Consider the following 24,517-nt stretch of genomic DNA (forward strand, 5'->3'; position numbering starts at 1 on the left):
GTCCCGCGATCCGGCTCGCGGTGACGTCCTCATGAGCGCCGGGGAGGTTCGCCGTGGACGAGGCCGGCCGCGGCTTCGGTGAAGGCGCGGACACGGGCGGTGGTTCGGTCGGCCGGCCAGATCAGGCCCCATTCCAGCGGCGGGGCGTCGCTGACGGGGACGTAGGCGACGTCGGGGCGCGCGTAGTAGCGCCGGGCGTGTGCGCCGACGGGAAGCGCCCCCTGCCCGGCTCCGACGAGGGTGAGTGCCTCCTGGAAGGTCCCGGCCGCCGGGCCGGGGTCGGGTGTCCGGTCCGCTCGCCGCGGCGGTACGGCGGCGTGATCCGGCAGGTGTACGAGGGGGACGCGTGCCAGGTCCTCGGACTGGAGGTCGTCCCGGCGGGCGAAGGGGTGATCGGCGGGGACGGCGAGCATCCGCGCCTCGCGCACCAGGACCGGGCCGCTCGCCATGTCGGGCTCGCTCACCGGGAAGGTGCTCAGTGCGAGGTCGACCTCGCCCGAGCGCAGCCACGGCAGCAGCTGCCCCGCCTGCACCTCCCGGATGCGCACCTCGCAGTCGGGGACCCGCTCGCGGAACACCTGGGTCGCGCCGACCAGGAGCTGTGCGGCGGCCGCGCCGACGAAAGCGACGTGCAAGGTGCCGGAAAGGCCCCGTCCCGCCTCGATCGCCCGCCGCAGCGCCGCGTCCACGCCTTCCCAGGCGGGGCGCAGCTCCTCGACGAACTCCCGTCCCACCGGGGTGAGTTCCACGCGGCGGCTGGTGCGGCGGAACAGCGGTACGCCCACCCTCCGCTCCAGCTTGCGGATGGTCTGGCTGACGCGGGCGGTGGAGAGGCGCAGTCGCTCGGCGGTGCGCCCGAAGTGCAGTTCGTCCGCGAGCGTCAGGAACGCCTCCACCTCGTGCCGCTCGATCACGTACCCCTCCATCGTCAAGCCTGAGTTAACGATCATTGCGCAGACGGCTCTTGGTCGCCGGTGATCGCGGCGACAGAGTGAGTGACGTCGAACACGAGGCCAGTCGCTCACTCACCCACTGGAGGACAGCATGGACACCATCGCCCCCTACGCCGCCCTGGCCGCGCAGCCCGGCGACACCGAGGCGGTCGTCGCCGAACTGCGCGACCGCGCCGAGATCGCCGACGCCCTCTACCGGTTCGCACTCGGCCAGGACCTCAAGGACCGCGCGCTGTTCGCCTCGGCCTTCACCGCCGACGCGGAGCTGGACTTCCGCCCGGCCGCCGCGCGCTGGGGCGGCAAGCCGCCGCTGATGAGCGGCCGGGACACCATCGTCAGCACCATCCTGGCCATGTTCACCGGCCGCGTGGACACCACGCACCAGGTCACCAACCCGCGCATCGCCATCGACGGGGACAGCGCCCGTCTCACCGCGCTCGTCGAGGCGCAGCACCTGCTTACCGACGACTCGGGCACGCACGCCCTGCTCAAGAACCCCTACACCGTCGACCTGGTACGGGACGGCAGCCGCTGGCTCATCCGGCGGATGCGCATCGACAACACCTGGCTCACCGGCAGCCCGGCCGCCGTCTTCGGCGCCTGACCGCGCCTGACCGCACCAGCACCGCGAAGGCGGGCGCACACCCTCGCCCCCACGCGCTACCGCGACCGGCTCACCGCCTGAGCGTGTTCCGTCAGGCCGCCCGGTCGTGAGGAGCGGCCTGTTGCGGTCCGGTGGTTCAGGCGCCGAGCTGCCCGCGCTTGACCGCGTCGACGAACGAGGCCCACGTCCCGGTCTCGAAGGCGAGCACGGGGCCGGTGGGGTTCTTGGAGTCGCGGACGGGGATGTGGGGGAGGGCGTCGGCGACCTCCAGGCAGTTGCCGCCGTCGTTGTTGCTGTAGGAGCTCTTGCGCCACGTGACGCTGCTCAGACCGACGGCTCGCACGATGCTTCCTCCAAATTCCACATGATGAACTTCCGTGAATCCGCCGGGGAAAGCGCCAGATCACGGACCCGATCGTAGAGGAGCTGCAGTCGCTCGACGGCTGCCGGTTCCTCCACGAGGTCACCTGAGTGGCCCGTCTCCACCCAGGCCACCGCACGTCCGTCGGTCAGCCGTAGGAACATCACGTCAGTGGTGGTCAGCGCGTGGGGGCCGGCGGCGTGCGGCATGACCTGGAGCGTGATGTTCCGGCGGTCGCCCATCATCAGCAGGTGCTCCAACTGCTCGCGCCATGCGGTGAGATCCGGCAGTGCTGTGCGGAGCACTGTCTCCGACAGGATGGCTCGGAACGGCGGTGCGTCGTCTCCTGTCAGGAGCTCGCGACGGCCTATCCGCGCTTCCACCTGAGCGGTCAGTTCCTCGCCGTCCATGCCGCTCGTCGCCAGGAAGGTCCGAGCGTAGGCGGGCGTCTGGAGGAGGCCCGGTACGGCGCCCAGCGCGTAATACCAGAGGCTCATCGCTTCTGCCTCCAGCGTCATGTACCGCCGGTACCGCTCCTTGAACTGCGTCGGGTCCCCCACCGCCAGCTCCCACAGCGCAAGGAGCATCCGCCCCGTCCCGTAGTACTGGTCCAGCGCCTGGACCACCTCCGGGCCGCCGAGCGTCTCGCCCTTCTCCATCTTCGAGAACAGTGACCAGTCCCAGCCCGCCACCTCGCCCAGCTTCCGCAGGCTCAGGCCCCGTTCGGTGCGGAGCAATTTCAGCTCCTCCGCGAACCGCTTCCTCGGTTCCTGGCTGCGGCCCGTCACGACCCGTCTCGGCGGCATCGCGCACTCCCCATCGTGGAATGTGTGGAACTACCCGCGCGACCTGGGGAAGTACAGCCCGCCACCGCTCCGGGTTCTCTGTTTCCCGGTCCATTCTCGTAGTGCCGGGATCACAGAGGGTAGTCCACTGGAGGAGGCGGTATCCATGGAACCGGGAGCTTGGGTCTACGGCCAAGTGGCCGGTGTGGTCGGTGAGTTCAAGGGGGCTGCCGGGCCCCACGTGATGCTCCGACCGGTCGGCGGCGGGCGCGAGTGGCAGGCGGATCCCGCCGATCTGCGCCCGGCGACGCCCGCCGAGCGGCTGAGCGCGGGCGTGCGGGCGGCCAACGAGCGGGCCAGGGCCGGAGCGGTGGCGGAGCCCGTACCCGACCTGAGCCGCCCGCCGGAGCCCGTACCGCACTGTGTGGAGTGCGCGCTGCTCGTGGGGGACCGGCGGGAGGCCCGGGAGCGGTTCGATCACAGTGCGGTGACGGACGCGGACGTGCTGCTCCGGCGCCACCTGTGGCAGGACCATCCTTAGGCGCGGGGGTCCCGCTTCATGGACCACAGGACCGGGCCGCCGCCCGGCAGGGCGAACTCGTCGCGTACGACGAAGCCGAAGTGCTCGTACACCGGCAGGTTGTCCGGCTTGGAGGACTCCAGGTAGACCGGCAGGCCCGCCGCGTCCGCCTTCGCGAGGCCCGAGCGGAGGAGGGCCGAGCCATGGCCCCGGCCCCGGGCGGCGGGGTCGGCGCCGATGACGGCGAGGTACCAGTGGGGTTCCGTCGGGCCGTGTTCGGCGGCGGCCATGACGGCCTCCTGGAACGCCGGGGCGCGGTCGCCGAGGATCTCCACGAGCTCCTGGATCGTCTCCGCGTCCGGGACGGCCTTGTCCGCGCCCTCGGGCGCCACCCAGAACGCGGCTGCCGCGTCCGTCCGCTCGCAGACGCCGTGCAGGCCGTACTGCCGGGTGAAGAGGGTCGTGAAGTAGCGGCCGAGGCCCGCCTCGCGCGTCGCCTCGTCCGGGAAGAACCAGCGCATCATCGGGTCGTCGCCGAAGGCGGAGGCCAGGGTGCGGCCGACCATGTGAGCGTCGTCGATCGTGGTCGGTATCGGTGTGTTCGACAGGGTCATACGGGTCATTCTGCACCCGTGATGATCTTGGTCGGGGAGGGGGGCGGCGGGCCCTCCCTGTTCCGTTCCTGGTCAGGCGGCCTTGGGCAGGGCGCGGAGCAGGCGCACCGCCGCCGTGGCGGGCAGGGCGATGCCCACGGCCAGGACCGCGAGCAGCTCCATCACGCCGAAGCGGCCGGAGAGGAGGAAGGCGCCGAGCAGCACCACGACCGGGGTCGCGACGGTGAGGGCGGTGGCCAGGACCTTGGCGTCCCGGTCCCACGCGTCGGAGGTCCAGAGCAGGGCGAGGCCCACGACCAGGGCGGCCGCCGAGGGGAGGGAGCCGGCGATCCCGGCGAAGCCGGTGACACCGAGCAGGACGGCGGTGATGGTGTGACGGGTGCGATTCGGGGGCTTGGGGGCGACCGCCGTGGTCGCCGCCGCCGCGGCCTCCGGCTCCTCCTCACGGGCCGCGGCCACGATGGCGGTGGGGCTGCCGAGCCGTTCCAGGGCCGCGCGGACGGTCTCCGCGTCCTGCTCCTCCCCGACGGCGACCGCGAGGTGTTCGCGCAGGTCGGCGAGGAGTTCTTCGCGGCGCCCCGCGGGCAGGAAGGACGCCTCCCGCTCGACCGTGGCCAGGTAGTCGGTCACGAGGGGGTGTTCGGTGCCGGTCATGCGGAGCCTCCGTGGGGTGCGGTCAGGAAGTGGTCGACGCCGTCGCGGAAGCGCGGCCAGCTCTCGGCGAACTCGGCGAGCGCGGTCCTGCCGGGCGTGGTGAGCGTGTAGTAGCGGCGGGCGGGGCCCGTGGCCGACTCGCGCAGCTCGGTGTCGACGAGCCCGTCGCGGCGCAGCCGGGACAGCAGGGGGTAGATCGTGCCCTGGCTGGTGGTCATGACGCTCACCGCCGCCAGCTCGTCGAGGATCTCGACGCCGTAGCGCGGGCCGTCGCGCAGCAGGGCCAGGACGCAGTACTCCAGTACGCCCTTGCGCAGCTGACTGGCGACCTTTCCGGTCGCCTCTCCTCTTGCTTCGCCAGGAACCATGTAATGCAAGATACCCCCGAAGGGGCCGCCGATCAACGAACGACCGCGTGCGACGATGGCCTTGTGCGTGAACTGAGCGAGCTGACCGAGGTCGACGAGCCGGCGTGGCCGCTGCTCGAAGCGGAGCTGCGGGCGGCGAAGGTGCCCGTCCAGGTGCTCGACGCCGACCCCGGGCAGGCGGCGGCCACGCTCCTCCAGACGCAGGTCACCGTCCGCTCGTACCTGGGCGCGTTCCTCTTCCGCACCGGCGGCGCGCTCGTCGACGACGGCTGGCTGCGGGTGTACGGCAGCCCGGCCGCCCACAACGACCGGCGCCTGCCCGGCCTCGCCCGGGTCAACGGCTACCCCGACGCGCCCGACCCCGCCTGGCGGCCCGCCGGCGGGCTCGTCGTCGCGCACGACGTGCTCGGCGGGGCCTTCGCGATCCAGGGCGGCACGGCGGAGGAGACCGGACTCCCGGGCAGTCCCGGCGAGATGGTCTACTTCGCGCCCGACTCGCTGCGCTGGGACGCGATCGGCGCGGGCTACGGGGCCTGGCTGTCGTGGGTGCTCGCCGGGGGCGTCGAGGAGTTCTACGAGGGGCTGCGCTGGCCCGGCTGGCGGGACGAGGTGCCGAGCCTCACCGGCGGGGAGGGGCTCAGCCTCTACCCGCCCCTGTGGTCCGCCGAGGCACACCAGGACCTGGCAGGAACCAGCCGCGCGGTGGTGCCCCTTGGGCAGCTGCTGGGGATGGCGGGTGAGACGGCCCGGCAGTTCGACGGGACCGACCCCGGCTTCCTGGGGGAGGTCTAGGGGCCAGGGGCGCCGGGCCCCGCCACCGCCACGGCGTATACGGGGGACAGGCTCCCCGCCGCCAAAGGCGTCGAGGGGTGACCGGCCCTAGGGGCTGACGGGTCCCGCCGTCTTCACGGCGTCTAGGGGTGACCGGCCCTAGGAGCTGACAGGTCCCGCCGTCTTCACGGCCTTCTCCCGCATGCTTCGCAGTGCGGTGAGTTCGTCCCCGTATCCCGCGCCCAGCTTCTTCTCCGCGTCCTTCTGCGCCGCCGAGACGGCCGCGGTGAGGTCTGCCCCGGCCTGGCAGTCCGCGTCCGCCCTGGACAGTCTCAGCTCGACCCCGGCGACCGCGTGCAGCTTGGCCTGGTCCTGCCCGGCCTGCCGGAGCTGCCGGTCCACCGTGCCCTGCGGATCGCCGAACGCCTTCGCCTCCGCTCCCGCCTCCTTCATGCAGGCGCGCCAGGAGTCCTGCGCCGCGAGGTACCGGCGGTCGGTCCTGACCTTCTCGACCACCGCGTCGGCCAGGACCTGGAAGGAGTTGTAGAGCTTGTAGTAATCCGGCCCGAAGAGGCGGGACTTGGCGTCGCTGACGCAGGAGTCCGAGTGGTAGAAGAACGTCCGCTTCAGCGGCATCTCCAGGTCCACCCGGTGGGCGGGCGTGCCGAGCAGCGCCTCCTTCCAGCGCTCGTCCGCTCCCCCGGCGGCGTTGACGTCCGCCGGCGGGCGCATCGAGAGCGCGGTGCTCGTGATGCCGTAGCCGTCGTTCGCCGCCTGCGTGACGCTGAGCAGCCCGTACGGGTTGAGGTCGGCGAGGTGGTTCCCGGTGGCCATCGGCTGGGGGCGGTACGTGAAGCCGCGCCGCTTCATGCAGGCGGCGACGAGCTCCTCCTCCGCCGTGTGCAGCGCCGTGCGCTGCGGCTCGGGGTAGTAGGTGACGCCCTGGAAGGGGCGCGGGGCGGGAGGCGGGGCGGCGCCGGGTGCGGCGGTGCCGCCGGACGCCGAGCATCCGGCGGCACCGAGACCCAGAAGCAGCGCCACGGCTGCGGTGCGTCTCCTGGAGCTGTTCATCGACCTAGTACGTGCACCACTTGTTGGAGCCGATGGTGCTCAGGTTGTCGCCGATGTCCGTCCAGCCGGTGCCGCGGTCGAGCGCCCAGCCGGTGCCCTGGTAGTTCGTGGCCTTCCAGAGCACCACGTTGCAGCTGTTGCCGTTGTTGAAGGCGGAGCCGTGCAGGGCGTTGTTGAAGTTCTGGTACCCGGTGAGGTCCGCGTTGTTCTGGTAAACGGTCTGGACGCCGCCCGTGTAGTTGGTGGTCCAGTACACGCACAGACCACCGCTGGCACAGCCCGCCGGGGCGGCGTTCGCGGCCGGCGCGACGGCCGCGGCGCCGAGGGCAACGCCCGCCGCCATGCCGAGGGCGACGAGGGATCGCTTGAAGTTCACGAGATGCTCTCCAATTCTCATGGACCGGGTCTCCGGTTCGGCATGAGGCTGTCAGCGGCGGCCAACAGAAGGTCAATCAACGTTCAACATCTGCTCAACACGCGACCGTTGAAGCGCAGGTCGGTCGGCGTTTCCGGCGCGCCACGCCGAGGGGGAAACCCGGCGACAAACGCGACCGCGCCGCGCATTCTGACCACTGACTGACAGCAAGATCGATCGGGGGAGCGTCTGATGTGGTCCGTGATCTCAGCGGGGGAACTGCCCGCGCCAGAACGGTTCGACTGGTTCGCCGACCTCGTCTCGCGGGAGGTGATGCCCACCGCGCTCAGCGTCGAGCGGCCCGCCGACTTCCAGGCCGAGGCGGCCGTCCTGGACCTCAGGACCGTCCGCGTCGCGCGGTTCTCCTTCTCGCCCCTGCGGTCCCGCCGTACGCCCGCGCTGATCCGGCGCGGCGACCCGGAGCAGTACCAGCTGGGACTGATGCGGCGCGGCGCCACCTTCATGTCCCAGCACCGGAACGACTGCAGCGTCGGGGCGGGCGACCTGGTCTTCTGGGACACCTCGCGGCCGTCCGACGCGGCCATAGCCCATGACTCGGGGCCGGTGCAGCTGACCATGCTGCAACTCTCGCGTGACGTCCTGCCGTTGCGTACCCGACGGATCGACCGGCTGCTCGGCAGCCGGATTCCCGGCGGGCACGGAGTCGGGGCCGTCCTCGCCTCCTTCCTCGCCTCCCTGGAGGTCCACGCCGGCCAGTGCGCGCCCGAGGACCTGCCGCGCCTCGGCTCCGTCGTCGTCGACCTCACCGCGGCCTGCCTCGCCCAGAGCCTCGACGCCGAGGAGCAGCTGCCCGCCGAGGCGCGGTCGCGGGCGCTCCTCCAGCGGATCCACACCTTCCTCGACGCCCACCTCGGGGACCACGACCTCACGCCGGCCGCCGTCGCGGCCGCGCACCACATCTCCGTACGGACCCTCCACCAGCTGTTCCAGGCGCACGGCGACGGGGAGACCGTCCAGGCCCGCGTCCGGCGCCGCCGTCTGGAACGGTGCCGCGACGACCTCGCCCGCCCCGGCCATCCGGTGCAGGCCGTCGCCGCGCGCTGGGGGTTCAGCGGACCGGCCGTCTTCAGCCGGGCCTTCCGGGAGGCGTACGGCCTCAGCCCCACCGAGTACCGCGCGCTGAGCGTCAAGGAGGCCCGCGCCGGGTGCACAGCGCGCCCGGCGGCGGCTTCCTAGGCTCGGAGCCGTGAGGCCGACCACGGAAGGAGGGACCACAATGACCGGGAACAACGGACAAGGGATCTGGGACTTCGACGCGTGAAGACCACCACCGTACGCACACGGCGGCTCGACCTCGTGCCGCTCGCCGTCGCGCACGCCGATGAGATGGCCGGGGTCCTCGCCGACCTGACCCTGTACACCTTCATCGGCGGCGCCCCGCTCACCGCGCCCGAACTGCGGGCCCGGTACGAGCGGCTGACCGCCGGGTCGCCCGACCCGGCGGTCGTCTGGTGCAACTGGGTGCTGCGGCACCGCACCGAGGCCCGGCTCACCGGGACCGTCCAGGCGACGGTCACCGACGACGGGCGGACCGCCGAGGTCGCCTGGGTCGTCGGGACGCCCTGGCAGGGCCAGGGCCTCGCCCGCGAGGCGGCCGAGGCCCTCGTCGCCCTCCTCGTGGAAGGGGGCGCCCAGACGATCGTCGCCCACGTCCACCCCGCCCACACGGCCTCGGCCGCGGTCGCCCGTGCTGCGGGGCTCACGCCGACGGACGAGGAACAGGACGGCGAGACCCGCTGGGAACTGCGGCGGTGAGCGCGGCCGTCAGCGGGACGCCCGCCGGTTTCTGACCCGCGTCCCGACCACGCCCAGGAGGCCCAGCGCCGCCAGTGCCCCCACCGCCAGACCCGCTCGCAGGCCCGGGGGGTGGAACGTGCACGAGAGGGTGCCGTTCCGGGCCGGGGTGGCGAGGAGGCCGCCGTACGAGAGGGGCTTCGTGCCGTCGCACCGCCAGCCCGCGAGGCGTGGGGCCGCCACGACCGCCGTGCCCGTGGCGCCTGGCGGGAGGGTGGCCCGTATGCCGTCGTCGGTGATCTGGACCGACGTCGCCGCGTGGGTGCGGAGGGCCGTCAGCGCGGCGCGGAGGCGGGCGTGGTCCAGGCAGCCGAGTTCGCCGGGGCCCGGGAGGGTCGGCTCCAGGCCGGGGACGCGCTGGACGCCCAGGGACGTCAGGGCCGCGCGGCGCTTCGGCTGCCCGCCCAGGAGGTGCGTCTCGTGGTCGCCGAGGCGGGCCGTGCCCGTCGCGTCCGGGGCCCAGAGGAAGACCTCCGTACCGACGCGGCACGCGCCCGCGTGCGGGGGCTCGTAGACCTCGGCGCCCAGGAGGAGTTCCTGGTTCCGGAAGGGGGACGTGCCGTAGGCCGGGGGCGGGCCGGAAGGCCGTACCGTCACCAGCGGCAGGTAGCCGTCCGTACGGACCACCCCGCCGTCCCGCCACCGCGCGCCCACCCCGAACAGCGCGTCCGTCACCGGGTTGTCCAGGCTCAGCAGGTTCCGGCCGCGCGAGGTCCAGCCGCCGCCGAGCGCCGCCAGGGTCTCCGTCAGGACCGCCGGGGTGTGGCTGCTGTAGTACGCGGCGCCCTGGCCGCCCAGGAGCAGCGGATCGTTGCCCGCGACCCGGGGCAGCCCGGAGTCCGTGCGGTACGCGGGCCAGCCGTCGGCCGCCGCGAGCGCCGCCGCCCGCCGCTCGTGCTCCGCGCCCCACGGCGGGTAGTCGTCGAGCCGGGCCGACCGCTCCCGGTCCGCGTACGCCGTCGTCGCCGCCGCCTGGCCGACGAGGGTGCCGGTGACCAGGAGCGCGGCGAGCAGCCCGTACCGGCCCCGGCGCGGCAGCAGCAGCGCGCCCGCCACCGCCGCCAGGCCCGCGCCCCCGAGGAGCAGCGACCAGGAGGTGACGAGCGCGCTCGGCAGCGCCCCCGCCGCGAGGGCCAGGACGACCGCCGCCCCGCCGAGCAGCGACCTGCGGTCCGGGAGGCCGTGCGCGAGGCCCGTCCAGGCGGCGAGCACGAGGACGCCGGACAGGACGAAGGTCTGGCGGTACGGGCTGCCGTTCGGGGTGGCGAAGACGTGCCACAGCAGGTGCGTCGGGGCCCACTGCATCGAAACCGCCACCGCCGCGCACAGACCGCCCCACAGCCACCGCTCCCGGCCCGGCGCGTCCCGGCGGAACAGCAGCGCCCCGGCGAGCAGCGGCACCGCCGTGGTGACGAAGGCCGCCGGGGTCGCGAAGCTGTACGTCACCGGGAGCAGCCGGGCGAGGAAGTCCGTGCCGGCCGCCGCGGCGAAGTCCCGCACGACGCCCGGGTAGGCGTGCCGGGAGCCGAGGAAGACCGGGACGAGGACGGGGGCCGCGAGGCCGATGCCGAGCACGGTGGTCAGGACGGCCCGCCCCAGGACGCGAAGACGGAACGAGTCCGTCAGCGCCAGGCGGACCAGGAGGACCAGGGCCGCGCCCAGGGTCGCCATGTACGCCGTGTAGAAGTTCGCGAGCCAGCAGACCGCCACGACCAGGGGGCCCAGGAGCGGCCGCCGGGCCTCCCGTACCCACTCGCCCACCAGGCAGAGCAGCGGGAAGGCGATCAGGCCGTCCAGCCACATCGGGTTGTACGTGCCCTCCGCCAGCGACCAGCCGCACAGCGCGTACGAGGCGCCGAGCACGGACGCCCACCACCACACGCCCGCCGGGCCGGTCCGCCGCAGCAGGTACGTCATCGCCGCCGCCGCGACCGCCGTCTTCAGGACCGTGATCCCGTACACCGCGTACTCGATGTCGCCGCGCGGGAAGAGCGCGACCAGCGGCGCGAAGGGGCTCGACAGGTACGTGCCGTAGTCGGGCAGGAAGCTCGTGCCCCAGCCGGCCTGCCAGTCGAGCAGCAGCCCGCCGTCCGCCCGGCCCCGCAGCAGGTCCCACAGGTGCGCGTGGAACGGCACGAACTGGTTGGCGAGGTCGTTCACGGCCCGGTGGCGCGGCCCGAAGGGGAACACCCGGGCGACGGCGTCCCCGCCGCAGACGGCGAGGACGGAGAGGAGCGCGGCGAGGGCCGGGGCGAGAGCCGGCGACCGGGTGCCCGCGGGGAGGACGGCAGGGGGGACGGCCGGGCGGGCGGACGACGGCTGGGAGCGTGTGGCGTTCGGCATGACGGGTCGAATATGCCAGCGTCCCCCGGGGAAGAGACCGGCCCGGAAGGCCCGTTCACGCGACCTTCGCCTGACGGTCATCCACCCGGACCGGCCGGGACACCGGGCTCCGTTGTCGTGGGCCGCGTGCTGCTCTCGATCGTCGTCCCGTGCTTCAACGAGGAGGACGTCCTCGCCCGCTTCCATGACCACGTGACCACCGAACTCGCCCGTCTCGACGGGGATTTCGAGCTCGTGTACGTGGACGACGGAAGCCGGGACGGGACCCTCCCGCTCCTCCAGGAGCTCGCCGGGCGTGACCCGGACCGGGTCCGCTACCTCTCCTTCAGCCGCAACTTCGGCAAGGAGGCCGCGATGCTCGCCGGGCTCCGGCACGCCGGCGGCGACGCCGTCGTGATCATGGACGCCGACCTCCAGCACCCGCCGGAGCTCGTGCACCGCATGGTCGCCCTGCACGCCGAGGGGTACGACCAGGTCGTCGCCCGCCGCACCCGCGAGGGCGACCGGGTCACCCGTACCCTCACCGCCCGGATCTACTACTGGGCGATCAACCGGCTCGTCGACGTCGAGCTCGTCGACGGCGTCGGCGACTTCCGGCTGCTCTCCCGCCGCACCGTCGACGCGGTCCTCGGCCTCGGCGAGTACAACCGCTTCTCCAAGGGCCTCTTCTCCTGGGTCGGCTTCCGCACCACGACCTTCTCCTACGAGAACGCCGTCCGTGAGCAGGGCCGCTCCAAGTGGACCTTCGGCAAGCTCCTCAACTACGGCCTCGACGGGCTCCTCTCCTTCAACAACAAGCCCCTGCGGGCCGCCGTCCACCTCGGTCTCCTCCTCACCACCGTCGCCCTCGGCTACGCGGCCTGGATCGTCGGCGACGCCCTGGTCAACGGCGTCACCACCCCCGGCTACGTCACCCTCCTCGTCGCCGTCACCGCCCTCGCCGGGGTGCAGATGGTGATGGCCGGTCTCGTCGGCGAGTACGTCGGACGCATCTACTACGAGGTGAAACGGCGGCCGCACTATCTGCTGAAGGAGACGGGCGGAGGTGCGAAACCGGCCGACACCCGGGTGACGGGTGAGTCGTTGTGGGAAACAGTCGCTCCGAAGTAGTGGCTCCGGCCCCGGCGACTCCCTACCATCGATCACCGCAAGGTCGTTCAACTTGACGCACGACCAGCCCGGGAGGCTCCTTTGCACCGCCGCACTGCGCTCACCGTCTCCGCCGCCCTCCTCGCCGCGGGCCCGCTGCTCACCGCCTGTGGCAGTGACGCCCATCCAGGAGCGGCGGCCGTCGTCGGCGGCGAACGGATCGAGGTGTCAAGCCTCCAGGCCCAGGTCGCGGACGTACGGGACGCGCAGGCGGCCTCGCCGCAGTCCGCGCAGCTCGTCGCGGCGACCGGCGACCTCAGCCGCCGCAAGCTCAACGTCATGATCTTCGACCGGGTCGTCGACAAGGTCGCCCGGGACAACGGCGTCACGGCCACCCGCGCCGAGCTCCAGCAGACCCGGGCCTCCTTCGTCCGCCAGGGCGGCGGCGAGGACCGGCTCAAGGCCGTCCTCCTCCAGGAGCAGGGCGTGGCGCCCGACCAGATCGACGACTTCGTCCGCCGCAACGTCCTCATGAACAAGATCGCCCAGAAGCTGGGCGTCACCCAGGACGAAACGGGCCAGAAGAAGCTGACGGACGCCTTCTCCGCCGCCTCCAAGGACCTCGGCATCGACGTGAACCCGCGCTACGGCCGCTGGGACGACGCCCAGGTCCGCCTCTCCGACACCACGGCCCCCTGGCTCCGCCAGATCACCCAGGACCCGGCGGCCGTCCCGGCCGGTGCGTAGAGGGCGGTAGGTTCGAAGGGTGACTTCTGAGAGCCCCGGCCGCATCGTTCTGCTCACCGCCAGCCACCGCGTGGCGCCCGGACTGCTGTCCTGGCCCGCCTGGCAGGCGCTGCACGGAGCCGACCGGGTGCTCTGCCCCGACGAGGACCACCCCCAGCTGCCGTACCTGCGGGAGGCCGGCGTCGCCGTCGAGCACCTCCGGCCCACCGCGGAGGAGCTCGTCGAGGCCTGCGCGGGAGGCCGTACGGTCCTGCTGCTGCCCTCCGGCGAGGGGGACAGGGCGCTGACCGACGGCCTCGCCCGGCTCGCCGGCTCCGGCCGCGTGTCCATGCCCGACCTGGAGCTGCTGCCCGGCTCGTACGACCTGCCCGGCGCCCGCCTCCTCGACCTCGTGCAGATCATGGACCGCATCCGCCGCGAATGCCCCTGGACCTCGCGCCAGACCCACCGGGGGCTCGCCAAGTACGCCATCGAGGAGGCGTACGAACTCGTCGAGGCGATCGAGGAGGGCGACCGGCGGGAGCTGCGCGAGGAGCTCGGGGACGTCCTGCTCCAGGTCGTCTTCCACGCCCGGATCGCCGAGGAGGACGCGGAGGAGCCGTTCTCCGTGGACGACGTCGCCGGGACGCTCGTCGAGAAGCTGATCCACCGGCACCCGCACGTCTTCGGCGACGCGACCGCCGAGACCCCCGAGGACGTCCACGCGCACTGGCTGCGCACCAAGGCGATCGAGAAGCAGCGGGAGTCCGTCACGGACGGGGTACCGCTCGGGCAGCCGGGCCTCGCGCTCGCCGCGAAGCTCGCGGGGCGGGTCCGGACGGCGGGCCTCGACGTGAAGCTCCCGGCGGCCGAGGGCATCGGCTACGAACTGCTCGCCCTCGCGGCCCGCGCGGACGCGGCCGGAGTGGACCCGGAGGCGGCGCTGCGGGCGGCCGCCCGGACGTACCGGGACGCGATCCGCGCGGCGGAGGGTCTTGAGGCCTAGCTCCGGCGCACGCGGCGGAGGGCCTGGACTTCTGGGGCCGGTCGTGCGGGGCGGGGCCCGGACTTCCGGGCCCGGACTTCTGGGCCCGGACTTCTGGGCCCGGACTTCCCGGGCCCAGAAGTGCGGGGCCGTTGCTTGAGGGCCGCTACGTGCGGTCGCGTGGTGCCCGGGCCTCCGGGTTGTGCCAGAGGGGGGTCGGGGGGCCCAGGAGGCGTTCGGCCGCGGTGTTCGGGCGGCTGGTGAAGCGGCCGACGGACGGCAGGGTGTCGTGGCGGATCCGCTCCGGATCGGTGCCCAGCTCCTCCAGGACCTCGGCGACCTCCGCCACGAACGCCGGCGGACCGGCGAGGTACACCTCGTGCGCCGGCCAGTGGACGCACGCCCGCAGCGCCTGGAGCAGCCGCTCCGTCGCCTGGTCCCTGCGCTGGCGGGGCGCGGCCGTGATGTAGGTGACGCGCAGCCCGGGGAGCCGTTCCTTAAGCAGCTCGGCGTCCTCGCGCCCGTACAGGTACTCCTTCGCGCGGGCCACCACGAACAGCCGGCCCTCAAGCTCCGGCTCGGCCCCGGCGGCCTCCGCGAGGAGCGCCCGCACCGGGGCCCAGCCCGTACCCCCGCATATATAGGTGCGCAGTCCGCCCGGCGGGGTCCGCGCGGTGAGCCCGCCGCCGGGAGCGCTCAGCCGCAGCACCTCGCCCGGACCCGTCTCCTCGACAAGCGCCGTGCTCATCGCGCCGCCCCGGATCCGGCTCACGTGCAGCTCCACCGTGCCGTCCGGGCGGGGCGCGTCGGCGAGGGAGTAGGTGCGCCAGACGCGCGGGACCCGCAGCGAGCTGACGCTGACGTACTGGCCGGGGCGGAACGGCAGCGGCTGCCGGGGGCGGAGGGTCAGCACGGCGAGGTCGTCGCCGTACCGCTCGTGCCGGACGACGTCCGCGTCCCACCAGGCGGGCTCCCCGGCCCGGGCCGCCGTGTCGGCGCCCGCCAGCATCAGATCGGCGACGTGCCCGTACGCCTCCGTCCAGGCCTTCTCCGCCTCGATCGTCCAGGCGGCACCGGCGGTGTACGCGAAGGCGGCGAGCAGGCTCTGCCCGACGGCCGCGTACAGCGCGGGGGAGGCGAGGAACTTGCGGTGGTCGCGGCCCAGCTGCCCGAGGTAGCCGGCGAGCCCGGGGTCCTCCAGGCGGGTCACCACGTGCGTGAGCGCGGCGAAGAGCCGGTCCCGCTGGGGAAGCATGTCCTCGGGGAAGAGCTCGCGCACGCCGGGGTTGTTCCAGAAGAGGTGCGAGTAGAAGAACGTGACGGCGTGCTCGGCCCGTCTCTCGACGACCGCGAACGTGCTTCTGAGCAGCTGGAGATCCACTGACAAGAATCTAGGGCACCACCCCCACCACTTGATCACAGATTCTCCACAGAACGTGCCGTCCGGAGCCGCGATGTACGGTCGTGCCGTGAGTACGACCCCCGGCCCCGCCCCCATGCCCGAGCTCTTCACCTGGGAGTTCGCCAGCGATCCGTACCCCGCCTACGCCTGGCTGCGGGAGCACGCGCCCGTCCACCGGACGACGCTGCCCAGCGGGGTCGAGGCCTGGCTCGTGACGCGGTACGCGGACGCCCGGCAGGCCCTGGCCGACCAGCGGCTCTCCAAGAACCCCGCGCACCACGACGAGTCCCCGCACGCGAAGGGGAAGACGGGCATCCCGGGCGAGCGCAAGGCCGAGCTGATGACGCATCTGCTCAACATCGACCCGCCGGACCACACCCGGCTGCGGCGGCTCGTCTCGAAGGCCTTCACCCCGCGCAGGGTCGCCGAGTTCGCCCCGCGCGTGCAGGAGCTGACCGACCGGCTCATCGACTCCTTCGTGGAGCGGGGGAGCGCCGACCTCATCCACGAGTTCGCCTTCCCGCTGCCCATCTACGCGATCTGCGACCTCCTGGGCGTGCCCGAGGAGGACCAGGACGACTTCCGGGACTGGGCCGGGATGATGATCCGGCACGGCGGGGGCCCGCGCGGCGGGGTCGCCCGGTCGGTGAAGAAGATGCGCGGCTATCTCGCCGAGCTCATCCACCGCAAGCGCGAAGAGCCGGGAGACGACCTCATCTCGGGGCTCATCAAGGCCTCCGACCACGGCGAGCACCTCACCGAGAACGAGGCCGCCGCCATGGCCTTCATCCTGCTGTTCGCCGGCTTCGAGACGACCGTCAACCTCATCGGCAACGGCGTCTACCAGCTCCTTCGCCACCCCGGGCAGCGCGAGCGGCTGCAGGCCTCGCTCGCCGCAGGGGAGACCGGGCTCCTGGAGACCGGGATCGAGGAGCTGCTGCGGTACGACGGGCCCGTGGAGATGGCGACCTGGCGGTACGCGACGCGGGCGCTGACCATCGGCGGGCAGGAGATCCCGGCCGGGGACCCGGTGCTCGTGGTGCTCGCCGCCGCCGACCGGGACCCGGAGCGGTTCGACGGTCCCGACACCCTCGACCTCGCCCGGCGCGACAACCAGCACCTCGGCTACGGGCACGGCATCCACTACTGCCTGGGCGCACCGCTCGCCCGCCTCGAAGGGCAGACGGCGCTCGCGACGCTGCTGACTCGCCTGCCGGACCTGCGACTTGCCGCCGATCCGGCCGAACTGCGGTGGCGCGGCGGCCTCATCATGCGCGGTTTGCGCACGCTTCCGGTGGAGTTCTCCCCTTCCGTACCACTCCTCACGACTGACGAGCCATCAGAAATGTGATCTTCGCGTGATCGTGGCGCCATCGACTTGTGACGGACGTTCGAATGCGGCTACGTTTCCCGGCAGTCTCAGCCGTCACGCGAAAGGCGTTCCTATGCGTTCCGGGAACGGAAGACACCGTCGCCCCCGTCAGGCCCCCGCCCTCGTCGTCGCCGCGGGCGTGACCGGATCCGCCATGGCGCTGCCGCTGCTCGCCACCGGATCCGCCTCCGCCGCCGACGCCCCCACATGGGACCGGGTCGCCGAGTGCGAGTCCGGCGGCCAGTGGAGCGCCAACTTCGGCAACGGGATGTACGGCGGCCTCCAGTTCACCCAGGACAGCTGGGAGCGGCACGGCGGCCTCGCGTACGCGCCCAGCCCCGACCTGGCCAGCCGCGCCCAGCAGATCGCGGTGGCCGAGAAGGCGCTCGCCCAGGGCAGCACCGAGTGGGCCACCTGCGCCCCGATCGCCGGCCTCAAGAACGACGGCAAGGCCACGGGTGTGAACCCCGGCCCGACCGCGGTGCCGACGACGCCCACCGGGCCGCTCCCCGAGTCCAACCGCACCGCGGGCGACACGCCGTCGGCCGCCTCCAAGGACGGGAAGGCGTCCGCGACCCCGGCCGCGCCGACCGCTCCCGCGACCTCCGCCACACCGGGCGCGTCGACGACGACCCCGGCCGCGCCCGCCACGCCGGCGACCCCGGGCACTCCCGACGCGTCCGTTACGCCCGGTACGCCGGATTCGTCCGAGGTGCCGAAGGGTGACGTGCCGTCGGCCACGCCCGGCACCGGCAAGCACCGGGGCGGGGCCGCACCGGAGGAATCCGGCAAGCCGGGCAGTTCACCCGAAACAGGCAAGCATGCGGCGGGTGGGGACACGTCCGCGGAAAAGGTCGACTCCACGCCCGTGACTGACGAGGCGAAGAATTCGGACGCAACGGACAGTCAGGACACTTCGGGCGAGTACACCGTGCAGCCGGGTGACAGCCTGTCCGGCATTGCGCAGGAGAACGAACTCCCCGGAGGCTGGACGGCGCTCTACGACGCCAACCGGAAGACGGTGGGCATCGACCCGAACCTCATCCTGCCTGGTCAGAGCCTCGACCTGACGACGGGTTCGGTACAGGCGGAAGGTTAGTTCGCGGTCTTATGTCCGGTTCTGGGCAAGTGAGACATGGGTCTCTTCGTCCCAACTGGCGTGTCACGTCCGCAAACTTTGCTCCCGTCACCTCTCACCTGCGCAAACACCGCCCACCGGAGGGCAAGCAGGGCCGATTTTTCCGCAATGGGCCTCTTTGAACTTCCGGTGGGTCTGTGTCTACGGTCGTCCCGCTCGCCACCGCGGGCCCCGTCGACCGAAACGCCGAATCCTGCCGTCGGCCGATGGGAACAGTCGTCGCGCAAGCGCCGAAGGCAGGAGTGGGGGACCCAAGGTAAGTGCCGGGCCCGGCCGTTGAGACAGACGGCCGACGACCGGCTTGGGGTGAAGCCGCGCGCAAGGACGCGCGGCCGGGCAACTTTCCGGCCCGAACCCGACAGCTCACCTCACAGGCGTCGGTGAGGAGAATCCCCATGCTGTTTTCCGCCAAGGGCAAACACCGTCGTCCCTCCAAGGCCACCCAGGTCGTCACCCTCGTCGGCGTCACCGGCATCGCCGTCGCCGCCCCGCTGATGACCGCCGGCACCGCCTCGGCCGCCACCGCCTCCGAGTGGGACGCCGTCGCCCAGTGCGAGTCCGGCGGCAACTGGGCCATCAACACCGGCAACGGCTTCTACGGCGGCCTCCAGTTCACCAACTCCACCTGGGCCGCGTTCGGTGGCACCGCCTACGCCCCGCGCGCCGACCTCGCGTCGAAGTCCCAGCAGATCACCATCGCCGAGAAGGTCCTCGCGGGCCAGGGCAAGGGCGCGTGGCCGAGCTGTGGCGTCGGCCTCTCCGGTGCCTCCTACGGCGGCGGCGCCGCCGAGACCCCGCAGCAGTCCGCCCCGCAGCAGGCCGCCCCCAAGCAGCAGTCCGCCCCGCAGCAGGAGCGTCGCGCCGAGCAGCCGACCACCCGCAGCGAGCACCGCGCGGCCCCGAAGGCCGCCAAGAAGACCGTCACCACGCCGACCGGCAAGAAGGTCAAGAAGGGCGACGGCGAGTACAAGGTCGTCACCGGTGACACCCTCAGCAAGATCGCCGAGGCGCACCACGTCAAGGGCGGCTGGGCCAAGCTCTTCGAGCTGAACAAGGACGTCGTCGAGAACGCCGACCTCATCTACCCGGGTCAGCAGCTTCACCTGAAGTGAACCCGGCGGTTCGCGTGAGTCCGGCGGCTCACGCGGCCCCGACGACCCTCCCGCGGTGACCACCCCGGTCCGGCGCGCCTCTCCCCCGTGCGCGCCGGACCGGGGTTCCCCCCTTTATGGGGACACCTCTTTATGGGGACACAGCGGTTCAGGCGGTTACTGTCCAGTAGATACGAGGGTCTTCGTCCCCGAATGCATGCCCTTGGGTCCTTTTTCGTCCCAGGGGGCGGGCGCCCGGCGGGCGGGAGCCCCCGCGCCGGTTAGGCTCTTGTCGCAAGGCCGGGTGACCCTGCACCGGCCATGCGTCACATCCAGCGTCACATCCCAAAAAGGAGATGCTCGTGCCGTCCATCGACGTCGTCGTAGCCCGGGAAATCCTGGACTCCCGAGGCAACCCCACGGTCGAGGTCGAGGTCGGCCTCGACGACGGCAGCACCGGCCGTGCTGCTGTTCCGTCCGGCGCCTCCACCGGTGCCTTCGAGGCCATCGAGCTCCGCGACGGTGACCCCAACCGCTACCAGGGCAAGGGTGTCGAGAAGGCCGTCCTCGCCGTCATCGAGCAGATCGGCCCGGAGCTCGTCGGCTACGACGCCACCGAGCAGCGCCTGATCGACCAGGCCATGTTCGACCTGGACGCGACCGAGAACAAGGGCTCGCTCGGCGCCAACGCCATCCTCGGCGTCTCCCTCGCCGTCGCGCACGCCGCCTCCGAGGCCAGCGACCTCCCGCTCTTCCGCTACCTCGGCGGCCCGAACGCGCACCTGCTGCCCGTTCCGATGATGAACATCCTCAACGGTGGGTCGCACGCCGACTCCAACGTGGACATCCAGGAGTTCATGATCGCCCCGATCGGCGCGGAGTCCTTCTCCGAGGCCCTCCGCTGGGGTGCGGAGATCTACCACACCCTCAAGGCCGTCCTGAAGCGCAAGGGCCTCTCCACCGGCCTCGGCGACGAGGGCGGCTTCGCCCCGAACCTGGAGTCGAACCGCGCCGCCCTCGACCTCATCGTCGAGGCCATCAAGGAGGCCGGCTACACCCCGGGCTCCGACGTCGCGCTCGCGCTCGACGTCGCCGCGTCCGAGTTCTACAAGGACGGCGCGTACGAGTTCGAGGGCAAGTCCCGCTCGGCCGCCGAGATGACCGAGTACTACGAGGAGCTCGTCTCCGCGTACCCGATGGTCTCCATCGAGGACCCGCTGTTCGAGGACGACTGGGACGGCTGGAAGATCCTCACCGACAAGCTGGGCTCCAAGGTCCAGATCGTCGGCGACGACCTCTTCGTCACCAACCCGGAGCGCCTGGCCCGCGGCATCGAGGAGGGCACCGCCAACGCCCTCCTGGTCAAGGTCAACCAGATCGGCTCGCTGACCGAGACCCTCGACGCCGTCGAGCTCGCCCAGCGCAACGGCTTCAAGTGCATGATGTCCCACCGCTCCGGCGAGACCGAGGACGTCACCATCGCCGACCTCGCCGTCGCGGTGAACTGCGGTCAGATCAAGACCGGCGCCCCGGCCCGCTCGGACCGCGTCGCCAAGTACAACCAGCTGCTGCGCATCGAGGAGATCCTCGACGACGCCGCCGTCTACGCCGGCCGCAGCGCCTTCCCGCGCTTCAGGGGCTGAACCCCGTAGAGCAGCTTCCGTCCGTCCCCGTACTCGGTCCCGTACCGTGTGCGGGGACGTACGCGTGAACAGGGGAGGCGACACGACATGGCCGCGAAGAACCGGGACCGGTTCTCGACCGCGACCCGGATCAGGCTGCTCGGCGAGCAGACCGCCGCCCGTGTCTATCGCTCCCAGACCCGCCGCCAGGCCCGCCGCTCCCGGCTCACCGGCCGCGCGGCCTTCCTCGCCCTCGTGGTCTGCTCCCTCGTCGTGGCGCTCGCCTACCCGATGCGGAGCTACGTCTCCCAGCAGGGCGAGATCGCCGAGCAGGAGCGCAGGGCCGCCGAGGCCGCCCGCCGGGTCGAGGAACTGAAGGACGAGAAGGCCCGCCTCCAGGACCCGGCCTACGTCCGCCGCCTCGCCCGCGAGCACCTGCACTACCTGCTCCCCGGCGAGACCGGCTTCACCGTGAACGACCCCGACGCGGAGCAACGGCCCCGCGCCGACCAGGGCGCGGCGGACCGCCCCTGGTACGACAACCTGTGGGACGGCGTGGACAACGCCGACCGCCACTGAACAACTCCAGGATCCGAGATGGAAACGCCCCCTCCGCAGACCGAACGCACCGAGCCCACCGACACGGACATCGCCGCCTTCGAGCTCCAGCTCGGCCGCCCGCCCCGTGGCCTGCGCGCCATCGCGCACCGCTGCCCGTGCGGCAACCCGGACGTCGTCGAGACCGCGCCCCGGCTGCCCGACGGCACGCCGTTCCCGACGACGTACTACCTGACCTGCCCCCGGGCGGCCTCGGCCATCGGCACCCTGGAGGCCAACGGGGTCATGAAGGAGATGCAGGCCCGGCTCGCCACCGACCCGGAGCTCGCCGCCGCCTACCGGGCCGCGCACGAGGACTACATCGCCCGCCGTGACGCCATCGAGGTCCTTGAGGGCTTCCCGAGCGCCGGCGGCATGCCGGACCGGGTCAAGTGCCTGCACGTCCTCGTCGGCCACTCGCTGGCCGCCGGACCGGGCGTGAACCCGTTCGGCGACGAGGCGCTCGCGATGCTGCCGGAGTGGTGGGCGAAGGGCCCCTGCGTGAACCCGTGCGCGGAGAAGGAAGAGGACGCGAAGTGACCCGGGTCGCCGGAATCGACTGCGGTACGAACTCCATCCGCCTCCTCGTCGCCGACGTCCACCCCGAGACGGGTGACCTGATCGAGCTGGACCGGCGGATGACGATCGTCCGGCTCGGGCAGGGCGTCGACAAGACCGGGCGGCTCGCGCCCGAGGCCCTGGAGCGGACCTTCGCGGCCTGCCGCGCGTACGCCGAGGTCATCAAGGAGCTGGGCGCCGAGCGGCTCCGCTTCGTCGCCACCTCCGCCTCCCGCGACGCCGAGAACCGCCAGGACTTCGTGAACGGGGTCGTGGAGATCCTGGGCGTCGAGCCCGAGGTCATCACCGGCGACCAGGAGGCCGAGTTCTCCTTCACCGGCGCCACCGGCGAGCTGCACGGGGACGACCGGCGCCTGGTCGTCGACATCGGCGGCGGCTCCACCGAGTTCGTGGTCGGCAACAAGCACGTGGAGGCCGCCCGCTCCGTCGACATCGGCTGCGTCCGGCTCACCGAGCGGCACATCCGCCACGACCCGCCGACCGCCGAGGAGGTCGCCGCGATCCGCGCCGACATCCGTACCGCGCTCGACCTGGCCGCCGAGACCGTGCCGATCGACTCGGCCGAGACCCTCGTCGGGCTCGCCGGCTCCGTCACCACGGTCGCCGCGATCGCCCTCGGGCTCCCGGAGTACGACTCCGAGAAGGTCCACCACTCCCGGATCTCCGCCGCCCAGGTCGCCGAGGTGACCGACCGGCTGCTCGCCTCCACCCACGCCGAGCGGGCCGCGATCCCCGTCATCCACCCCGGGCGGGTCGACGTGATCATCGCCGGGGCGCTCGTCGTCAGGGAGATCGTGGAGCGCGTCGGAGCCCGCGAGGTCGTCGTCAGCGAGCACGACATTCTCGATGGGATCGCTCTATCCGTGGCATAGCGGGCGGCTATCGAGCCCTCCGGCGACGGCCTGTCGATAGAAGTTCGTGAAGTTCTTCACAAGGAAAAGGGCCCTGATGGCGCCCGAGGAAGGTCATTAGGCCCTCCGAGGGGTGTCTCAGGGCCCTTTCGCAGGTGCGGAGGCCGATTCGCTCGATGTTTCCATCGTGTGAAGCGGGGCTCCGCTTCGGCGTTAACAAGGGCTCTCCAGGCCAGTTCAGTAGGGGTGAACAACGTTCACCAGTGCACCCCGGTTCCTTTGCAGCGCCATGACATGGATCACGTGGGCGGCGGAGTGTAGCAGAGGTACCCCCGAAGCTTGTGAAGGGGCGCACGAGCACCCCCCTCAGGAGGGGTGGATACTCGATCCCATGAGCACCACGGAGCGTCCCAGGATCCTCGTAGTAGGCGGCGGGTACGTAGGCCTGTACGCAGCTCGGCGCATCCTCAAGAAGATGCGCTACGCGGAAGCGACCGTCACGGTCGTCGACCCGCGGTCGTACATGACCTACCAGCCCTTCCTCCCCGAAGCCGCCGCCGGCAGCATCTCGCCGCGTCACGTCGTCGTCCCGCTGCGACGCGTCGTCCGCGGAGCCGAGGTGCTCACCGGCCGGGTCACCACCATCGACCAGGACCGCAAGGTCGCCACGATCGCGCCGCTCGTCGGCGAGGCGTACGAGCTGCCGTTCGACTACCTGGTCATCTCGATGGGCGCGGTCTCGCGCACCTTCCCGATCCCCGGCCTCGCCGAGCAGGGCATCGGCATGAAGGGCATCGAGGAGGCCATCGGCCTGCGCAACCACGTCCTCGAGCAGCTCGACAAGGCCGACTCGACCACCGACGAGGAGGTCCGCCGCAGGGCGCTGACCTTCGTCTTCGTCGGCGGTGGCTTCGCCGGCGCCGAGACGATCGGCGAGGTCGAGGACATGGCCCGCGACGCCGCGAAGTACTACCAGAACGTGTCGCGCGAGGACATGCGCTTCGTCCTGGTCGACGCCGCGGACAAGATCCTTCCCGAGGTCGGCCCGAAGCTCGGCCAGTACGGCAAGGAGCACCTGGAGTCCCGCGGGATCGAGATCTACCTCGAGACCTCCATGGACTCCTGCGTCGACGGTCACGTCGTGCTGAAGAACGGCCTCGAGGTCGACTCCAACACGATCGTGTGGACCGCCGGTGTGAAGCCGAACCCGGCGCTCGCCCGCTTCGGTCTGCCGCTCGGCCCCCGCGGCCACGTGGACTGCAACGAGAAGCTCCAGGTCAACGGCATGGACTACGTGTGGGCCGCGGGCGACAACGCCCAGGTCCCGGACATGGTCGGCCGTCGCGCGGGCAACCCGAACGCCTGGTGCCCGCCGAACGCCCAGCACGCCCTGCGCCAGGCCAAGGTCCTCGGCGACAACGTGGTGGCCGGCATGCGCGGCTTCCCGCAGAAGGAGTACAGCCACGCCAACAAGGGCGCGGTGGCCGGCCTCGGCCTGCACAAGGGCGTCGCGATGATCGTCATGGGCAAGGTGAAGATCAAGCTCAAGGGCCGTCTCGCCTGGTACATGCACCGTGGCTACCACGGCATGGCGATGCCGACCTTCAACCGCAAGATCCGCGTCTTCGCCGACTGGACCCTCGGCATGTTCCTCAAGCGCGAGGTCGTGTCGCTCGGCGCCATGGAGACGCCGCGCGAGGAGTTCTACGAGGCGGCCAAGCCCGCCCCGGCGCCGGCCGCCCCGGCGCAGGAGAAGGCCAAGGCCTGAGCACCACCCGCAGTACCAGCAGG

The 24,517-nt window shown here is 72.1% G+C and carries 26 protein-coding genes and 1 riboswitch; of the genes, 16 read left to right on the forward strand and 10 right to left on the reverse strand.

Annotated elements, in window-relative coordinates; translation table 11 throughout:
- Positions 1 to 29: 29 nt before the first annotated feature.
- Positions 30 to 914, reverse strand: a complete 885-nt coding sequence (locus ACZ7HT_RS16265) for a LysR family transcriptional regulator (protein ID WP_471165544.1) — start codon at positions 912 to 914, stop codon at positions 30 to 32.
- A gap of 130 nt (positions 915 to 1,044) precedes the next feature.
- Here ACZ7HT_RS16265 and ACZ7HT_RS16270 point away from each other — a divergent pair, with 130 nt between their 5' ends.
- A complete protein-coding gene (locus tag ACZ7HT_RS16270) occupies positions 1,045 to 1,557 on the forward strand; it encodes a nuclear transport factor 2 family protein (RefSeq protein ID WP_471165546.1) in 513 nt (170 codons plus the stop codon).
- Positions 1,558 to 1,693: 136 nt separating this feature from the next.
- On the opposite strand, the gene ACZ7HT_RS16275 is transcribed toward ACZ7HT_RS16270, so the two are convergent.
- Both ACZ7HT_RS16275 and ACZ7HT_RS16280 read right to left on the reverse strand, forming a co-directional pair.
- Positions 1,694 to 1,900, reverse strand: coding sequence for a DUF397 domain-containing protein (locus tag ACZ7HT_RS16275; protein WP_471165548.1), 207 nt, complete (start codon positions 1,898 to 1,900; stop codon positions 1,694 to 1,696).
- On the reverse strand, positions 1,882 to 2,724 hold the full coding sequence (locus tag ACZ7HT_RS16280; RefSeq protein WP_471165551.1) for a helix-turn-helix domain-containing protein: 843 nt from the start codon (positions 2,722 to 2,724) through the stop codon (positions 1,882 to 1,884). The genes ACZ7HT_RS16275 and ACZ7HT_RS16280 overlap by 19 nt, the downstream gene beginning before the upstream one ends.
- 145 nt (positions 2,725 to 2,869) lie before the next feature.
- On the opposite strand from ACZ7HT_RS16280, the gene ACZ7HT_RS16285 reads away from it, so the two are divergent.
- Positions 2,870 to 3,244 carry a hypothetical protein gene (locus ACZ7HT_RS16285; RefSeq protein ID WP_471165554.1) on the forward strand — a complete coding sequence of 125 codons (375 nt, stop codon included), beginning with the start codon at positions 2,870 to 2,872 and terminating at the stop codon, positions 3,242 to 3,244.
- On the opposite strand, the gene ACZ7HT_RS16290 is transcribed toward ACZ7HT_RS16285, so the two are convergent.
- The 3 genes from ACZ7HT_RS16290 to ACZ7HT_RS16300 all read right to left on the reverse strand — a co-directional run bounded on the left by ACZ7HT_RS16290 (position 3,241) and on the right by ACZ7HT_RS16300 (position 4,859).
- A complete protein-coding gene (locus ACZ7HT_RS16290) occupies positions 3,241 to 3,846 on the reverse strand; it encodes a GNAT family N-acetyltransferase (protein WP_471165556.1) in 606 nt (201 codons plus the stop codon). The two genes, ACZ7HT_RS16285 and ACZ7HT_RS16290, sit on opposite strands and share 4 nt — an antisense overlap.
- A 63-nt stretch (positions 3,847 to 3,909) precedes the next feature.
- Positions 3,910 to 4,491, reverse strand: coding sequence for an HAAS signaling domain-containing protein (locus ACZ7HT_RS16295; protein ID WP_471165558.1), 582 nt, complete (start codon positions 4,489 to 4,491; stop codon positions 3,910 to 3,912).
- Positions 4,488 to 4,859, reverse strand: a complete 372-nt coding sequence (locus tag ACZ7HT_RS16300; protein ID WP_471165560.1) for a PadR family transcriptional regulator — start codon at positions 4,857 to 4,859, stop codon at positions 4,488 to 4,490. The genes ACZ7HT_RS16295 and ACZ7HT_RS16300 overlap by 4 nt, the downstream gene beginning before the upstream one ends.
- Positions 4,860 to 4,922: 63 nt before the next feature.
- Between ACZ7HT_RS16300 and ACZ7HT_RS16305 the strand changes: the two genes are divergently transcribed.
- Entirely contained in the window at positions 4,923 to 5,651 is a 729-nt protein-coding gene (locus tag ACZ7HT_RS16305) for a DUF2625 domain-containing protein (protein WP_471165563.1), read from the forward strand.
- A 138-nt stretch (positions 5,652 to 5,789) separates the two neighbouring features.
- On the opposite strand, the gene ACZ7HT_RS16310 is transcribed toward ACZ7HT_RS16305, so the two are convergent.
- Both ACZ7HT_RS16310 and ACZ7HT_RS16315 read right to left on the reverse strand, forming a co-directional pair.
- Positions 5,790 to 6,671: a hypothetical protein gene (locus tag ACZ7HT_RS16310; RefSeq protein ID WP_471165566.1), complete on the reverse strand. Its 882-nt coding sequence runs from the start codon at positions 6,669 to 6,671 to the stop codon at positions 5,790 to 5,792.
- Positions 6,672 to 6,705: 34 nt separating this feature from the next.
- Entirely contained in the window at positions 6,706 to 7,077 is a 372-nt protein-coding gene (locus tag ACZ7HT_RS16315) for a peptidase inhibitor family I36 protein (RefSeq protein ID WP_471165569.1), read from the reverse strand.
- A 231-nt stretch (positions 7,078 to 7,308) separates the two neighbouring features.
- Between ACZ7HT_RS16315 and ACZ7HT_RS16320 the strand changes: the two genes are divergently transcribed.
- Together ACZ7HT_RS16320 and ACZ7HT_RS16325 are read left to right on the forward strand one after the other, a co-directional pair.
- The gene (locus ACZ7HT_RS16320; RefSeq protein WP_471165572.1) at positions 7,309 to 8,313 is read left to right on the forward strand and encodes an AraC-like ligand-binding domain-containing protein; all 1,005 of its coding nucleotides are present in this window, start codon (positions 7,309 to 7,311) and stop codon (positions 8,311 to 8,313) included.
- A gap of 81 nt (positions 8,314 to 8,394) precedes the next feature.
- Complete coding sequence (locus ACZ7HT_RS16325; protein ID WP_471165574.1) at positions 8,395 to 8,892, forward strand: GNAT family N-acetyltransferase; 498 nt, start codon at positions 8,395 to 8,397, stop codon at positions 8,890 to 8,892.
- 9 nt (positions 8,893 to 8,901) lie between these two features.
- Here the strand turns inward: ACZ7HT_RS16325 and ACZ7HT_RS16330 are convergent, their stop codons facing one another.
- A complete protein-coding gene (locus tag ACZ7HT_RS16330; RefSeq protein WP_471165577.1) occupies positions 8,902 to 11,274 on the reverse strand; it encodes a YfhO family protein in 2,373 nt (790 codons plus the stop codon).
- Between the two features lie 126 nt (positions 11,275 to 11,400).
- On the opposite strand from ACZ7HT_RS16330, the gene ACZ7HT_RS16335 reads away from it, so the two are divergent.
- From ACZ7HT_RS16335 to ACZ7HT_RS16345, 3 genes are all read left to right on the forward strand, one after another.
- Positions 11,401 to 12,384: a glycosyltransferase family 2 protein gene (locus tag ACZ7HT_RS16335; protein WP_471165579.1), complete on the forward strand. Its 984-nt coding sequence runs from the start codon at positions 11,401 to 11,403 to the stop codon at positions 12,382 to 12,384.
- An 81-nt stretch (positions 12,385 to 12,465) separates the two neighbouring features.
- Positions 12,466 to 13,110, forward strand: coding sequence for a SurA N-terminal domain-containing protein (locus ACZ7HT_RS16340; RefSeq protein WP_471165582.1), 645 nt, complete (start codon positions 12,466 to 12,468; stop codon positions 13,108 to 13,110).
- Positions 13,111 to 13,129: 19 nt separating this feature from the next.
- Positions 13,130 to 14,095 carry a nucleoside triphosphate pyrophosphohydrolase gene (locus ACZ7HT_RS16345; protein ID WP_471165585.1) on the forward strand — a complete coding sequence of 322 codons (966 nt, stop codon included), beginning with the start codon at positions 13,130 to 13,132 and terminating at the stop codon, positions 14,093 to 14,095.
- A gap of 145 nt (positions 14,096 to 14,240) precedes the next feature.
- Here ACZ7HT_RS16345 and ACZ7HT_RS16350 read toward each other — a convergent pair whose 3' ends face one another.
- Complete coding sequence (locus tag ACZ7HT_RS16350; protein WP_471165587.1) at positions 14,241 to 15,455, reverse strand: globin domain-containing protein; 1,215 nt, start codon at positions 15,453 to 15,455, stop codon at positions 14,241 to 14,243.
- A 73-nt stretch (positions 15,456 to 15,528) separates the two neighbouring features.
- On the opposite strand from ACZ7HT_RS16350, the gene ACZ7HT_RS16355 reads away from it, so the two are divergent.
- From ACZ7HT_RS16355 to ACZ7HT_RS16390, 8 genes are all read left to right on the forward strand, one after another.
- A complete protein-coding gene (locus tag ACZ7HT_RS16355; RefSeq protein WP_471165590.1) occupies positions 15,529 to 16,827 on the forward strand; it encodes a cytochrome P450 family protein in 1,299 nt (432 codons plus the stop codon).
- 94 nt (positions 16,828 to 16,921) lie between these two features.
- Positions 16,922 to 17,947, forward strand: a complete 1,026-nt coding sequence (locus ACZ7HT_RS16360) for a transglycosylase family protein (protein ID WP_471165592.1) — start codon at positions 16,922 to 16,924, stop codon at positions 17,945 to 17,947.
- A 257-nt stretch (positions 17,948 to 18,204) separates the two neighbouring features.
- Positions 18,205 to 18,378: riboswitch (cyclic di-AMP (ydaO/yuaA leader) on the forward strand.
- 3 nt (positions 18,379 to 18,381) lie between these two features.
- Positions 18,382 to 19,098 (forward strand): transglycosylase family protein, encoded by a 717-nt coding sequence (locus ACZ7HT_RS16365; RefSeq protein WP_471165595.1) that lies wholly within the window; start codon positions 18,382 to 18,384, stop codon positions 19,096 to 19,098.
- A 335-nt stretch (positions 19,099 to 19,433) separates the two neighbouring features.
- Positions 19,434 to 20,720 carry a phosphopyruvate hydratase gene (gene eno / locus ACZ7HT_RS16370; RefSeq protein ID WP_471165598.1) on the forward strand — a complete coding sequence of 429 codons (1,287 nt, stop codon included), beginning with the start codon at positions 19,434 to 19,436 and terminating at the stop codon, positions 20,718 to 20,720.
- Positions 20,721 to 20,807: 87 nt separating this feature from the next.
- Positions 20,808 to 21,278 carry an FtsB family cell division protein gene (locus ACZ7HT_RS16375; protein WP_471165601.1) on the forward strand — a complete coding sequence of 157 codons (471 nt, stop codon included), beginning with the start codon at positions 20,808 to 20,810 and terminating at the stop codon, positions 21,276 to 21,278.
- Between the two features lie 18 nt (positions 21,279 to 21,296).
- A complete protein-coding gene (locus tag ACZ7HT_RS16380) occupies positions 21,297 to 21,836 on the forward strand; it encodes a DUF501 domain-containing protein (protein WP_471165604.1) in 540 nt (179 codons plus the stop codon).
- Positions 21,833 to 22,747, forward strand: a complete 915-nt coding sequence (locus tag ACZ7HT_RS16385) for a Ppx/GppA phosphatase family protein (protein ID WP_471165607.1) — start codon at positions 21,833 to 21,835, stop codon at positions 22,745 to 22,747. Before ACZ7HT_RS16380 ends, ACZ7HT_RS16385 begins: the two co-directional genes overlap by 4 nt.
- Before the next feature lie 370 nt (positions 22,748 to 23,117).
- Entirely contained in the window at positions 23,118 to 24,494 is a 1,377-nt protein-coding gene (locus tag ACZ7HT_RS16390) for an NAD(P)/FAD-dependent oxidoreductase (RefSeq protein ID WP_471165610.1), read from the forward strand.
- Positions 24,495 to 24,517: the final 23 nt, after the last annotated feature.

The sequence above is a fragment of the Streptomyces sp. NPDC037410 genome, from assembly GCF_055602235.1.